This window comes from Endozoicomonas ascidiicola (assembly GCF_001646945.1).
Classification (GTDB): domain Bacteria; phylum Pseudomonadota; class Gammaproteobacteria; order Pseudomonadales; family Endozoicomonadaceae; genus Endozoicomonas; species Endozoicomonas ascidiicola.
This window is the reverse complement of record NZ_LUTV01000002.1, coordinates 477,289-491,751: the sequence shown is the minus strand read 5'-3', so window position 1 is coordinate 491,751 and position 14,463 is coordinate 477,289. Positions and strand designations below refer to the sequence as shown.

Sequence of the window (14,463 nt, the reverse complement as noted above, 5' to 3'; positions counted from 1 at the left end):
GTATGTTTCTGCCCATATAGGATTATGATAATAACTTTGACTATATGGGTTGGTTGTTATCATACCCGATAGATTCACTCGTGCTAAAGCATGCCTGCTTTTCTGAAACTCCCTTGATAATCAAAAATCTTATCAATGATTTTCCAGTAGTGCTTTTCCTTGTGGGCAATCACAAAATCCGGTTTACGGAACTTTTTGCGGTTGTGGATAACATTATCCACAGTTGATGCTTTAAACGGCGCACCCCGATTAATCAGGGCATGTTTACCAAAGTAGTGGTAGAAGGCACCTTGCTGAGCCGGTGTGTCGAGCCGAAAATACTCACCCACCTCAGCGCCATCTTCATCGTGATAAGTGACTTTCAGGCGTGTATTTCCCTTACTATCTTTACTGCAATTCATCTCCATGCCGGAGCAACGGATAACCATGCAGTTTTTTAAGTTCAGGGCATCCCGCAGTTTTTTATCGGGGTCTACAAGGCCGTTCTGACACTCATGACACTTTCTGGCGGCAATGTCATTTTCAGCACCACATTTGTCACACTCTTTGAAGCGATAACGAAAACTGCATTGTTCTTTTTCGCCTTCAAACTCCTCAAAACCCTGGCAGCGTCGTCCATAATGTTCAACCAGGTCCCCATCGCCATCAACAATTCCCCAGAAACTGTTCTCGTTTCCGCAGGCAGGACAAGGGACGGTGACCGGTACTGCTTTTGAATCAGGCTTTGGTTCACCAACTTCCGGGCTGAACAGGCTGAAGCGGTTACCGGCATAATCAATGATCAAACATTCTTCTTTTCCTTCAGCAAGTCTCAGCCCACGACCAGCAATTTGCTGATAAAGGCTGACTGATTCTGTCGGACGAAGGATCGCAATTAAATCCACATGAGGCGCATCAAAGCCGGTGGTTAAGACAGATACGTTAACCAGAAACTTCAGTTGCTGATCTTTGAAATCATTGATCAAATGGTCCCGCTCTTTTGCTGGTGTATCGCCAATAATCAGCGCACTTTCATTCTCTGGAAGGTAGCTAATAATTTCCCTGGCATGATCAACGGTGGAGGCAAAAACCATCACACCTTTGCGATCAGTGGCTTCGCTTTTCACCTGGTCAATGATTTGCCTGGTTGCCCGGGTGTTGCCTTTTAGCAACTGGTTCAATTCTTGTTCCGGATAACGACCAAAGCTGTCTGTGTATAAAAGGCTGAAGTCGTAAAAAACAATCGGTGCATCCACCACATTGGGTTTTGTTAGATAGCCGTTATTGACCATATAAGAGAGTGGCAGTTCAAAAAGGCAGTGTTTAAAGAAACGAGGCTCTTCGGTTCTAACAATGCCTTTATTGTTCAATCCATTCTTATATTGATAGAGCCAGCCCATGCCAAGACGATAAGGCGTTGCAGTTAAACCAAGCACTTTCAGGTTAGGGTTTAACCGCTTAAAGTGTTCCACCACTTTCTGATAGCTGGAGTTTTTCTCCATGGAAACCCGATGGCATTCGTCAATCACCAGTAAGGTGAATGCTTTTTGTTCGGGCTCATGGTGGAATTGACTCAGGTTACGAACCACGCTTTGCACACTGCCAAAAACGACCTGTTCAATGGCTTCTTTTTGCCCAAGCCCGGCGCTGAAAATAGACGCTTTCAGACCATAGCTTTCATACTTATTGTGGTTTTGTTCCACCAATTCTTTCACATGAGCCAGAATCAGTACTCGCCCACGAGCGATGCGTGCCAGCTCTGAAATAACCAAGCTCTTTCCGGCGCCGGTGGGTAAAACCAATAATGCAGGATCGTTGGATTGGCGAAAGTGCCGTATCACACTGTGTACGGCATCGGTTTGGTAGGGGCGAAGCTGATAAGCCATTCAGAAGTCGAAATCTAAAAAGTGGTTAGCCAAATTTCTGCTGCAGGAAATTCAGAATATCGCCGGATTCGTACATCCACACATCCGGCTTTCCGGCTTCTTGAATACGGAGACAAGGAACTTTGACTTTACCACCGTTCTCCTGCAATTCCTGGCGGGCTTTTGGGTCATTCATGGCATCCTGGGTCTGAATATTCAGACCCAGTTTATGCATACCACGACGCACTTTGATGCAAAACGGGCAGGCTGTGAATTGGTACAAACTCATATTGGCAGTCTGAGCGTCCACTTCTGCCTGCGCCTGTGGAGTGCGTTTGAGGCCTCGGGGCCGAGTCACCACATCCATGGCTGCAATACTGTATCCCAACACGTTACGAATTATTTTTAAAAGCATGTTTTGGTCATTTAATGAATGTGGATCGAAGCTTCAGTGTATCAGACTAACTGACTCTTCTTGAGCGCTGCGTAAATTTTTCGGGCAGTTTTTTCCAACCGACCGATATCCCCGAGATTGGGTTTTTCGCCATGACCGAGTCGATGGCTCCAATCGAGCAACTCCTGATCCAGAAATTCCAGCAACTTTTTAGAGCAACCTTTGCAGTTTCCTGAACACAGCTCCGCTTCAGAGAGGCCAAAAGGAATGGCAGTGCGAATATCCGCAATCAATGTTGCCATGGCATCGGGCGTAGAAGGTTTCATAGAGTGATTCACTGGAAAATGTTAGCAGCCATTAGAATATATCGAATAGTGCTGAAATTATGAGAAAAAGACCTGATATTACGGCCTGCAAACACTGCACGAGGTCGTTGGCAAGGTGTATGATTAACACCACAAGAATAATACCAAGGTGCTAATTAATGAAGCCGGAAACCATCGCCCTGCACGCAGGTTATGAAGGTGATTCTTCCACCAACGCTGCAACAACGCCAATTTACCAAACGGTCTCTTACACATTTGATGATACTCAGCACGGTGCTGATCTGTTTGATCTGAAAGTACCGGGCAACATTTACTCCCGTATCATGAACCCCACTAATGCGGTGCTGGAATCCAGACTGGCAGCGTTAGAAGGTGGCATTGCGGCACTGACCGTGGCTTCCGGCATGATCGCCATAACCTACGCGATTCAAACCATCGCCGATGCTGGCAGCAATATTGTCTCAACCAGTCAATTGTATGGCGGCACCTATAACTTGTTTGCCCATACCTTTCCACGACAGGGCATTGATGTTCGTTTTGCTTCCCACGATGATTACACAGCTCTGGAAGCATTGATTGATGAGAATACCCGGGCGTTATTCTGTGAATCTATCGGCAACCCGCTGGGCAATATTGTTGATATTCAGAAGCTGGCAGACATTGCGCATAGGCACGGTGTGCCACTGATTGTGGATAACACTGTGGCAACGCCAATACTGTGTCGTCCAATTGAGCACGGCGCAGATATTGTTGTGCACTCTCTGACTAAATACATTGGCGGTCATGGTACAACACTGGGTGGCGCAATTATCGACAGTGGTAAATTTGATTGGACGGCTAATAAGAAACGCTTCCCTATTCTTAATGAACCGGATCCTTCTTATCACGGTGTCGTGTATACCGAAGCACTGGGTGCCGCCGCATTTATTGGTCGTGCCCGGGTTGTCCCTTTAAGAAATACCGGTGGCGCTCTGGCAGCACAAAGTGCTTTCCAGCTTATGCAAGGCTTGGAAACGCTGTCTTTGAGAATGGAAAGACACTGCGAAAACACTGAAAAAGTAGCGGCTTACCTGAAAAACCATCCACAGGTGAATTGGGTTAATTATGCGGCCATGGATGAAAGTCCATTCCGTGAAACGGCAGAAAAGATCACCGGTGGTAAGGCATCCGGCATTATCAGCTTTGGCATTAAAGGTGGTAAAGAAGCTGGTGGACGTTTTATCGATGCGTTGCAGATGATTCTGCGCTTGGTGAATATTGGCGATGCGAAGTCTTTAGCCTGCCACCCTGCATCAACGACTCACCGACAGTTGAATCCTCAGGAACTGGAATCGGCGGGTGTATCAGAAGACATGGTTCGTCTATCCATTGGTATTGAGCATATCGACGATATTATTGCCGATATTGAACAGGCGCTTGCAGCCAGTAAGTAAGAAAAGCAGATTGCCCGTATAGAGCGGGCAATCTCTTTGTTGTCAGGCGAGGGCTGTTTTTAAACGAACCAGCTTTTCTTCCAGAACACTTTTTGGACACCCCAGGTTCAGGCGGATAAATCCTTTGCCATCTTCACCAAAAGCATATCCCATGCTGGGGATAACACCGGCGTCATGAACCTTTTTTTCTAACACGTCATCGCTCAGTCCAAGGCTCCGACAATCCAACCAGGCAAGATAAGTAGACTCTTGGCGACGATAGATGATGTGTGGCAGCTCTGCCTTAATAAACTCATCCAGAATACGACTGTTCTCGTTCAAGTACCCGACCGTTTGATCAACCCAATCCGCACCATCACGATATGCGGCTTGGTTAGCGACCAAGCTAAACGCGCTGTAAACATCAATACCATAAGCTTGTAGCTTATTTTTGAAAGGCGTGGCGACCTGATTATTAGGGATCATGGTGTTCGTCAGGCGAAGGGAAGGCAGTCCAAAGGTTTTTGTGCCTGCAATACAAACCGCCATTTTCTGCTGTAGCGCATTATCCACCCGCAGGCAGCTGAAAAAACGATGTTCGGAGAAGTCGATATCTGCCCAGATTTCATCGGAGATCAGGTAAACGTCATACTGATTGCAAAGTTGACACACTCGGGTGACTTCCTGCTCCGTCCAAACCCGACCCACCGGATTGTGTGGGTTGCAGAAAATCATCACCTTAACACCGGCTTTGAATTTCTCTTCGAGATCATCAAAGTCAATGGTGTAGTAACCATTGTCGTTAACCAGCGAAGAAGTAACGAGGGTGCGTTGTGTATTGGTGATGGTGCGGAAAAAAGCGTGGTAAACGGGACTCATGACCAGTACCTGATCATGTTGCTGGCTCCAGCTCTCGATCAGCATGGCGATAGCCGGAAGGCTGCCCGGTGTCGTGTGAAACCAGTCCTTTTGCAAGGTGACTTGATGGCGTTCACGCCACCAATCAATCAACGAATTGAAGTACTCTTCACTGCGCTCGGAGTAACCAAAAATGCCGTGATCCAGACGCTCTTGCAGCGGTTTGAGAATAAAATCCGGCGCTTTAAAGTCCCAGTCCGAAACCCAGCTGGGTAGCGCTTCACCTTCAGGAACGCCAAGCCACTTCTCCATATAATCCCACTTCAGGCAGTCCGTGCCGTAGCGGTTGATAACAGCATCCAGTTCGGGGTGCATAATAAACCTCAATAGAAAAACCCTTTAAAAAAAGGGCTTTTCTTATACTTCATGTTCAGCGGAATTGATTAAGCCGTAGCAGGCGTTGCCTGTGGTGCGTTGTCGTCTTTCAGCTTGGCGATGCCGATATTGGCAGAGGCAAGAATCATGGCAAAGATCACGCCGGCGTAGTTTTGAATGGCCCATGGCAGGTAATCAAGCGTGGAAACACCCAGAGTTGCCGCCATAAATACACCAGCATTGGTCCATGGCACAAGAGGCTCGATAACCGTACCGGCATCTTCAATGGTGCGAGACAGGTTGGTGGCCGCCAGCCCCATGCGCTTGTAAGTATCGCGCAGCAGCTCAGAAGGAATCAGCAGCGCCAGCTTGCCATCAGACGTGGTGCAGACGACAGTGAACGTAGTGACGATAGTGGCACCAATCAGGCTGGCGGTGCCTTTAATGCCTTTAGCCAGCACATTAACCATCACTTTCAAGCCACCGGTCAGTGCCAGAGTACCCGCAAAGGAGAAGGCACAGAATACCAGCAGTACCATGCTCAACATGGAGGACATACCGCCACGATTCACCAGTGTCATAACATCTTTGATAACGTCCACCTGACCAAGGCCGGCATCGACAAACATGCTGCTATTGAAGCCTCCCAGCATAGAATTCAAGGCGGTGATCAGGCTGAAGCCTTGCACAACAACCGCATTGAAAATACCCACGGCAATAGCAGCCAGCATCAGAGGAATAGTTGGCAGCTTACGAATCGCACCAAACAGAATGATCATCGGTGGCAGCAGCAGAAAGATGTTCAGAGTGAATAGCTGATCCAGATTGGCCAGGATGTGGATCACCTTTTCAGGTGTCTCATTAGAAACGCCACTGGTGCCCGCAAAAAAGAAGACAGTGGCCGCAACCAGAAAGGCTGGCAGTGTCGTCCAGAGCATATGTTGAATGTGTGAATACAGATCGGTACCAGCCACCACAGGGGCGAAGTTAGTACTGTCAGACAGCGGAGAGATCTTATCGCCAAAGTAGGCACCGGAAACAACGGCTCCGGCAACAGCTGCCAGATTGGCATCCATACCGCCGGCAACACCCATGAGGGCTACACCAACAGTACCGGCAGAACCCCAGGAAGTACCAGTACACAGAGATACCAGACAGGTGACCAGGAATGAAGTTAGCAATAGATATTCAGGGCTGATAACTTTCAGTCCGTAGTAAACCAGCATTGGGATGGTGCCGCCGATCATCCAGCTGCCGATCAGACCGCCAACCAGCACTAGAATGAAGACTGCTGGCAATGTCTTTGCCAATCTTTCGACGATGGCTTCCTGAATTTCATCCCAACTGTAGCCCTGTTTCCACGCTACGCCCGCCGCTATGATGGCTGAGGTTAATAGCAGTGCTTCAATGGGCAGGCCATACACACCGTAGCCTACCATCAGCAACAGCAGCATGGAGATGATAGGAACAAGGGCTAGCCCTGCGGAGGATGTTTCAGGTGTTGAAGTCTGGCTGACGTCGGAAGTATTCATGTAATTTACACCACAAGGTGATCAGGTATTCACAGATGAACTCATGATATTCCCAAACCTTTTCGGTTTTAATGATGTAAATCAATGAAAGAATGTGATTGTTTTTGATGTAATTTACATGGTCGTTTCAGGTTTTAGAGAAGCTCATGTCCACCATTAATAATGTTGCGCAAGCCGCAGGTGTTTCTACGGCAACGGTATCCCGAGTGATCAATCGTTCTTCTAATGTTTTACCGGAAACGGTTGAGCGAGTGGAACATGCGATGACGCAGGTGGGCTATCAAACCCGAGACAATCGCCGTCTTGCCATCAATCAAGGTGGTGATACGATTGGCTTGATTCTGAGTAATTTCAACTCGCCTTTTTATGGATTACTGACGCAAGGCGTCGAGAAAGTCGCACGTAAATACAACCGCAAACTGATAGTCGCCAGCGGCCAGTATGATCCAGATTTGGAAGAGGAAGCCCTAAGTTATCTTTTGAGCAAGGGCTGCCGGAATATTGTCATGCACAGCAAGGCCATGAGCGACGAAAGATTGACGCATTTTGCCAGCAAGCTACCCGGGCTGGTGGTGGTGAACCGGCGAGTACATGAAATAGAAGAACAATGCGTCTGGCTTGAGAACCGAAAAGGGACTTATCTTGCAACAAAACACCTTTTGGATCAGGGGCATAAAAAGATTGGCTACATCAGTTGCGAGATGGATATTGATGATAAGGCTGAGCGATATTCGGGTTATCAGCTGGCGTTGGAAGAAGCAGGTATACCTGTTAATCCGGACTGGGTAGAAGAGGTTCCTTTCGGGGAGCTGGGAGGCGCTTTGGCGGCAACCAACTTGCTCAATAAAGGGTTGCCAATCACGGGCTTGGTCTCTTACAACGATTTTTTTGCTGCTGCCGCTATTCAGGTGTTCTCAGAGCATGATATCTCTGTCCCTGAACGGCTTTCTGTGGTGGGGTTTGATGATGTCCTCCCCCAATGCTACTTCACTCCCAGACTCACCACGATTCGCAGTCCTATTGAGAGTATGGCGATGAATGCTGCCCGGTTGTGTATAGAGGGGCCTGATAGCGGGGTTTGCCGGAGGTTTGAGCCACTGCTGGTTCGTAGGGAATCGGTTGCTACGATTTAAGGCTATACTTTTATCTATGTGTTTTATAGATCAAAGTATAGTAAAGAATTCTATTCTTTATACTTATCCTTCATAAGGATGAACTTATAGATTTAAGCCCTAGGAATTACCAAATCCATGGAAGGATCGGTATGAAAATCAATCCAACATCAGTTGACCCTTTAGTTGTATCAAGGAATGCATCTCCAGAATCTGGCCATGATTTCGCGTCAAGTTTTAAAAACCGCAAGGTTTCACTTAGAGCTACGGATGGCGAAATAAATATAGACAAACTTTTAAAAAGTAATGGATTTACTAAGTCCAGACGTCCAATTGGAAGTGGAGCGTTCGCTAAGGTATATCCAGTTACAGTAGAAGGAAATCAAAACGCATTTGTTCTTAAACAGGCCAAAAGCTGCCAGACACTTGATAAAAATGAATTGAGTGCTTTTTTGCTGCAAGATGAAAACTCTTCCGTAGCAAAAGCATTTTTTGGGGTGGTGAGTCATAAAAAAGATAAGCACCTTGAGTTTGTGTATTCGTTAGAAGAGTTTGATATCAAGTCTGAACACTTTGATTTGACTGCCGTGGGCATGGAGTATATTCATGGTGAGGTTTTAAGCAAATATCAAGCGAAAAGGGAAAATTTTGGCCCTCCTATTTCAGAAGAAGAGTTTCTTGATATATTCGTTAGTATTAGTAAAGGAATATCAGAGATTAATGAGCAGGGGGTAATTTATCGAGACTTAAAACTTGATAACTTAATGTATGATGAAAAGAAAAAAAGTTTGAGGTTTATTGATTTTTCAACAGCCACAACTCTAGTTTCAGCATCAAATACCAAAGATCTTGGCGTAGCAGGTACAGAAGGATTCCGGCCTCCAGAAGTGAATGACCGGAAATATAAGCCAAGTATAAAAGATGACTCTTGGGCACTTGCATCAACTCTGACGGATCTTATATGTGAAAAGACACTGAATGACATTTATGATGAAGAATTAGCTAATGGCAGGGATGATATAAATAATTCCAAGTTTGCTAGTTGGAATGATGAAAAAAAACGAAAAGTTTTAACTGATGTTTTTGAAAGCAGGGGGCTTAAATGTGCCGATAGATTAATTAATTTATTAATTGGTTTGTCAAAAAAAGATCCTGGCCAGAGGTTGACGACAATGGATGCATTTTTAGAATTGAGTAAAATTCAAAACAATGAGGTAGATAACTCTAACCGGGAACCTCAGCAAAATACTAATATAGAATCTGAGGGAATAGCTTTTAATGACCAATCGTCAATTGACTCGGGTTACCAGTCAACGCCGCCGATTTCAGATCAGTCTGATGAGTATGAAATCAAATTCCTAGGGGAAGATGCAGTTTCAGAAGTCCAAGAAAATATTGATACAAGTCAAGACGCTTTTTTTACAGAAGAAGCTTTTTCAAAAATTGACCTTCAAGAGACCTACGTAACTGTTAATGAATTCATAACTAAGAATGCATTTATTAAGGGTAAGAGCATAGGTATTGGGGAATTTGGAAATGTCTTTCAGCTTAAATCTGAAACTACAGATAAAGTTTATGCCTTAAAGGAGCCTGGTCGTACATCACAAAATTTGGCCAAAGCAGAGCTGAACGCGCTTTTAGTTAATCATGAAAATATTGCTAAAACTTATATGGGGTTGGTGAAAAATAGTAAGACGGGAGAAATTAGTGTTGTTGCCTCACCGTCGGATATCGATAAATTATCTACAGGTCATGAGGTCGTCGCTGTCCTGTCAGAGTATGTATCTGGCAAAGAGCTATTCGATCATATGAATGATTTAGTGGATGAGCAAAAATATTTAGATGTGGATACCATCAAGAAGATGTCTTTTCAGGTCAGTCAGGCTATTTCAGCTATGCACAAAGCGGGCCTGTTATATCTGGATTTGAAACTTGAGAATGTTGTTTATGATGAGAAATCTGGAGCACTTAAAATTATTGACTTTGGCACAACTTGTCGCGAAAAGGACATAGAAAGCTTAAAGAAACAATTGCATAGAAGGCCAGAAAATACGCCTGGCTCACCTGGGTATGTTGCTCCTGAGTTGGTAAATCAGGAAATTTCAAAATCGGCTGATGTCTGGAGTCTTGGAGCATTTATTTCAATGCTGATGTGTTGGGGTACTCCCGGTGAGGTGTTTGCAGATTTGAAAGGTAAAGAGATTAAGCAGGATAATTTAAACTGGTGCGCTAAGTTCTCAGGCCTTTCACGTGAGGAAAGATTGAAGGCTCTATCATTATCTGCAGCGTTGAATTTTGATTGGGGTTTTGATCCTGATAAAAATGATTCTTATTCAGTGGCTGAGGTAGAAGAACTTAGTGGTCTGATACAATTGACTACCGACTTAACCAGTCTTGATCAGACTGAAAGACCGAAAATTGATGAGGCTGTTAAATTTATTGAAAAGCTAATTGAAAGCAGTCGGTATAGTGATGATCCTGTAACTACTCTTGCCGAAGAAGGCATAAGTGATGATGTGAAGAAAGATTTTGTTGATGGCAGTGATAGCGATCCTGTTTTAGTGAAAGAGGATGCTTTGACAGAGAATGATCTTGTAAGTGTTAGAAATGATGAAGACGTGCAGTTTGAAGACATCACTATTGAGAAAAATAGTACGTCGATTAACAGTAATGATATGAATTCAAATTCTGCAGGAATTAATCCTGAACCTCTAAGTATTAATGTTGAAAAAGAATTGGGATTAGAAGATGAAAAAGAAATTCTAATTATAAGCATTAACGGTATTGAGTATGATGTCGGTAAGATTCTTAATGATCTCAGTGATTTGCAGCTCAATTATCTTGATCTCGATTTTGATGCTTTTCAGGAGGTATCAAAAGTTTATAACAAAGTATTAGATGAAAAAACGAGTGATGATTTTCAAGAATCCACACTGCGTGACGCAGAAAAGATACTTGAGATCATAGTGGGCGGGAATAGGATTCAAGATGACTTAATGTCTGCTTCACGTAAGGAAGGTGTTGAGTCTGTCCTATTCTCTGATTGGGAGGCCCCTGATATTAGTAAAAAGTCAAATGATTCAGATGATTAAACTAATCAAGTAACGGGAAGATATGCTAGATAATCTCGGATTGTTTTTAGAGGAATACCCAGAGCTTTCTATCGATATTAATTTTGCAATTGATCAGTTGGCAAACGAATATTTTGAGCCAAAGCTATCTGATACTACTGAAGACTTGATTAATGAAGTGTTCTACAAAGTGGCAAATCTCAAGAAAGAAAAAGGGGAGTAATTATTCCCCCCTATCAAATCATCCATAGATTTTATCAGGCAGCCAGGTGGCTAGCTCAGGCCATACAGCAAGAGCAATAAGCACCACCAGTTGAATGATAATAAATGGAATCACCCCTTTATAGATATCCGCTGTCGCCACTTCTGGTGGCGCGACTCCCCGTAAATAAAACAGTGCAAAGCCAAAGGGCGGTGTCAGAAATGATGTCTGCAAATTCACCGCAATCATAATACCTAACCATACTGGATCCAGCCCCATCGCCAGTAGAACCGGAGCCACCATAGGAACGACAACAAAGGTGATTTCGATAAAGTCCAGAATAAAGCCAAGCAGGAACATCACCAGCATGACAATAAACACAGCGGTGAATACACCACCCGGCATGGCCTCGAAATAACCATGTATTAGTTCTTCCCCGTTAAACCCTCTGAACACCAGCGAGAATATGGATGCACCAATCAAGATCAGAAATACCATACAGGTGACTTGTGTCGTTGAACGAACAACTTCCCCAAGGGTTTTTATCGTTAGCTGCCTGCGCAGCAGAGCAAGAATAAGAGCGCCAACTGCGCCAACACTAGCCGCTTCAGTGGGAGTGGCTGCACCAGCGAGAATAGAGCCCAAGACAGCCACTATTAATAACAGTGGCGGCAGCAAGCTCAACAAAAGTGAACTGTCGCCTTTCATCGCCTGAAGGTCTTCATCCGTCAATGCCGGTGCTGATTCCGGCTTTACCCGAGCGACAACGATCAAGTACACCATGTAGCAAAAGACAAGTATCAGGCCGGGGATGATGGCTCCAACAAACAAATCTCCCACAGAAACTGTGTCTGGTGAGTAAATACCCATTTTGATTTGCGCTTGTTGGTACGCGCTGGAGAGCACATCACCGAGCAGCACCAACGCGATAGAAGGTGGAATGATCTGCCCAAGGCTTCCGGTGGCGCAAATAGTGCCGGTTGCCAGTGCTGGTGAATAACCCCGGCGTAACATGGTTGGCAATGATAATAAGCCCATGGTGACCACGGTGGCGCCAACAATGCCGGTACTGGCAGCCAGTAACATGCCTACGACAGTGACTGATAATCCAAGCCCGCCCCGGGTTTTGCCAAATAACCGAGCCATACTTTCCAGAAGGCTTTCTGCCACTTTGGATTTTTCCAGCATGACGCCCATAAAAACAAAGAGTGGCACGGCAATTAATGTCTGATTGGTAATGACACCAAATAAACGACTGGGTAATGCATTCATGATGGAGAGATCAAACACGCCAGCCAAAGCGCCTCCTCCAGCAAACAACAGCGCGGTACCTGCAAGAGAAAAGGCCACCGGATAACCCGCCAGCAAAACAATGCAGACGGTGAAGAACATCAGAAAAGGAATGGCATCCATCATGATTGCACCTCCTGACGATCAGCAATAATCATCAAGGAGCGCAGCAGCTCAGATAAGCCTTGAAGCAGAAGTGTCACCACCATCACCAGAATCAGACTTTTCAGCAAATAGATAAACGGCAATCCGCCGGGGTCTTGGGAAGTTTCCAATATTTGCCAGGAACGCCCGATGTAATCCCAACTCATAAAACCAATAAACAGGCAAACAGGCATCAATAGGAAAACAGTGCCCAGGCTATTGACCAGCGCCTGAGATTTCTTGCTCATATTCCGGTAGAAGACATCAACACGCACATGCCCATCATGCTTGAGCGTATAAGCACTGGCACCAAGGAAGACAACAGAGTGCAGGTACATGGCGGATTCCTGCATGGCAATGGAGCCAATATTAAGCAGGTATCGAAGAACAACAACGCAGCAGACAACGAGCACCAGAAACAAGGTCAGCCAGCTGATGACTCTTCCTATTCGTTCAGTGATGGTATCGATGGTGGAAACGACAGAAGCCGTTGTGCTCCAGACGGGATGCATACAATCTTCCCCGGCAACCGTTGGTGGTTGCTCATTATTATCATTTTTACAGGCTTTCTGGCAGAAATTTTCTGGCGTTCATAGAACTGTCATAATCCGCCGCTAAATTATGTTACCAGAAGTCAGGCAAGGAGGCTCACGCCTTCTGACCCCCTATCATGAATCAAATCAGGCGTGTTTATTCTGGAGAGTAAATGATGAAAATAAAAAAACTTGTGACAGCTTTGTCAACAACTGCCGCATTGGCTTTTACCAGTGGTTCTGTCATGGCCAGTCAGCTGGACCCTTCTTTGCCAAAGTATCAGAAATCCAGCGGTGTATCCGGTAACCTATCCAGTGTTGGTTCCGACACTCTGGCAAACCTGATGACGCTTTGGGCTGAAGACTTCAAGCGTATCTATCCAAACGTCAATGTTCAGATTCAGGCTGCCGGTTCTTCAACTGCTCCACCTGCACTGACTGAAAGCACGTCCAACTTTGGCCCAATGAGCCGGAAGATGAAAGATAAAGAGCTGGCTGCTTTCGAGAAGAAGCACGGCTACAAGCCAACTGCCATTCCTGTGGCGATTGATGCGCTGGCTGTTTTTGTCAACAAAGATAACCCCATCAAAGGCCTGACCATGGCGCAGGTAGATGCGATCTTCTCATCAACACGCAAGTGTGGTTCTGATGCGGCAGTGAATACCTGGGGCGACGTCGGTCTTGAAGGCGGCTGGAAGAACCGTTCTGTTCAGCTCTACGGTCGTAACTCTGTATCCGGAACTTATGGGTACTTTAAGAAGAAAGCACTGTGCAAAGGCGACTTTAAAAACAGTGTGAATGAGCAGCCTGGTTCTGCTTCTGTCGTACAGTCTGTATCTGCATCTTTGAATGGCATCGGCTATTCCGGTATCGGTTACAAGACTTCCAGCGTAAGAACAGTGGCTCTGGCTAAGAAAGACGGCCAAAGCTTTGTAGATGCAACACCTCTGAATGCAGTAGACGGCAGCTACCCATTATCTCGCTTCCTGTATGTGTATGTGAACAAGCAGCCTAACAAAGCGCTGTCTCCACTGCAGAGCGAGTTTGTGAAGCTGGTGTTGTCCAAGCAAGGTCAGGAAGTGGTTGTGAAGGATGGCTACATTCCACTACCAGGGAAGGTAGTTGATAAGTATCTGGCTCAATTGGGTTTAGATGGAACCAATATTGCCAGCAAGTAAGCGTAGCTGATCCGGAAAGTAAAAAGGGCTAAAGGATTAGCCCTTTTTTTTCGTCTAGGAGGCTGTCGGACTTGAAAGTAAAAACCGGAGATGGGCAGCAATAAAGTCAAAAATCACAGAATCCAGTCTGGAAGCACTGTTTATGTCGTCAGTCTCTTATGCCCAAATATCCAAATAAATACGACAAATAAC

At 45.5% G+C, this 14,463-nt stretch carries 12 protein-coding genes; 5 read left to right on the top strand and 7 right to left on the bottom strand.

Translation table 11 applies throughout. The features are described from left to right. Positions 1-83: 83 nt before the first annotated feature. Genes radD through AKL11_RS06125 form a run of 3 tightly spaced genes read right to left on the bottom strand, consistent with a single transcriptional unit; the run spans position 84 to position 2,564 of the window. Complete coding sequence (gene radD / locus AKL11_RS06135; RefSeq protein ID WP_067515721.1) at positions 84-1,865, bottom strand: DNA repair helicase RadD; 1,782 nt, start codon at positions 1,863-1,865, stop codon at positions 84-86. A 25-nt stretch (positions 1,866-1,890) separates the two neighbouring features. Beyond that, positions 1,891-2,259 carry a glutaredoxin family protein gene (locus AKL11_RS06130; RefSeq protein ID WP_067515720.1) on the bottom strand — a complete coding sequence of 123 codons (369 nt, stop codon included), beginning with the start codon at positions 2,257-2,259 and terminating at the stop codon, positions 1,891-1,893. 41 nt (positions 2,260-2,300) lie between these two features. Further along, a complete protein-coding gene (locus tag AKL11_RS06125) occupies positions 2,301-2,564 on the bottom strand; it encodes a hypothetical protein (RefSeq protein WP_067515719.1) in 264 nt (87 codons plus the stop codon). 158 nt (positions 2,565-2,722) lie between these two features. Between AKL11_RS06125 and AKL11_RS06120 the strand changes: the two genes are divergently transcribed. Further along, the gene (locus AKL11_RS06120) at positions 2,723-3,997 is read left to right on the top strand and encodes an O-acetylhomoserine aminocarboxypropyltransferase/cysteine synthase family protein (protein ID WP_067515718.1); all 1,275 of its coding nucleotides are present in this window, start codon (positions 2,723-2,725) and stop codon (positions 3,995-3,997) included. Positions 3,998-4,039: 42 nt separating this feature from the next. Here the strand turns inward: AKL11_RS06120 and AKL11_RS06115 are convergent, their stop codons facing one another. Further along, on the bottom strand, positions 4,040-5,209 hold the full coding sequence (locus AKL11_RS06115) for a MalY/PatB family protein (RefSeq protein WP_067515717.1): 1,170 nt from the start codon (positions 5,207-5,209) through the stop codon (positions 4,040-4,042). 68 nt (positions 5,210-5,277) lie between these two features. After that, positions 5,278-6,741, bottom strand: a complete 1,464-nt coding sequence (nhaC, locus tag AKL11_RS06110) for a Na+/H+ antiporter NhaC (RefSeq protein WP_067515716.1) — start codon at positions 6,739-6,741, stop codon at positions 5,278-5,280. A gap of 146 nt (positions 6,742-6,887) precedes the next feature. On the opposite strand from nhaC, the gene AKL11_RS06105 reads away from it, so the two are divergent. From AKL11_RS06105 to AKL11_RS06095, 3 genes are all read left to right on the top strand, one after another. Beyond that, positions 6,888-7,874, top strand: coding sequence for a LacI family DNA-binding transcriptional regulator (locus AKL11_RS06105; RefSeq protein WP_067515715.1), 987 nt, complete (start codon positions 6,888-6,890; stop codon positions 7,872-7,874). A gap of 131 nt (positions 7,875-8,005) precedes the next feature. Continuing rightward, complete coding sequence (locus tag AKL11_RS06100; protein ID WP_067515714.1) at positions 8,006-10,945, top strand: protein kinase domain-containing protein; 2,940 nt, start codon at positions 8,006-8,008, stop codon at positions 10,943-10,945. Between the two features lie 22 nt (positions 10,946-10,967). Beyond that, positions 10,968-11,147 (top strand): hypothetical protein, encoded by a 180-nt coding sequence (locus AKL11_RS06095; RefSeq protein ID WP_067515713.1) that lies wholly within the window; start codon positions 10,968-10,970, stop codon positions 11,145-11,147. A gap of 18 nt (positions 11,148-11,165) precedes the next feature. On the opposite strand, the gene AKL11_RS06090 is transcribed toward AKL11_RS06095, so the two are convergent. Beyond that, a complete protein-coding gene (locus AKL11_RS06090; protein WP_067515712.1) occupies positions 11,166-12,542 on the bottom strand; it encodes a TRAP transporter large permease in 1,377 nt (458 codons plus the stop codon). Beyond that, a complete protein-coding gene (locus AKL11_RS06085; RefSeq protein WP_067515711.1) occupies positions 12,539-13,072 on the bottom strand; it encodes a TRAP transporter small permease subunit in 534 nt (177 codons plus the stop codon). The genes AKL11_RS06090 and AKL11_RS06085 overlap by 4 nt, the downstream gene beginning before the upstream one ends. Positions 13,073-13,269: 197 nt before the next feature. On the opposite strand from AKL11_RS06085, the gene AKL11_RS06080 reads away from it, so the two are divergent. After that, positions 13,270-14,271, top strand: coding sequence for a PstS family phosphate ABC transporter substrate-binding protein (locus AKL11_RS06080; RefSeq protein WP_067515994.1), 1,002 nt, complete (start codon positions 13,270-13,272; stop codon positions 14,269-14,271). Positions 14,272-14,463: the final 192 nt, after the last annotated feature.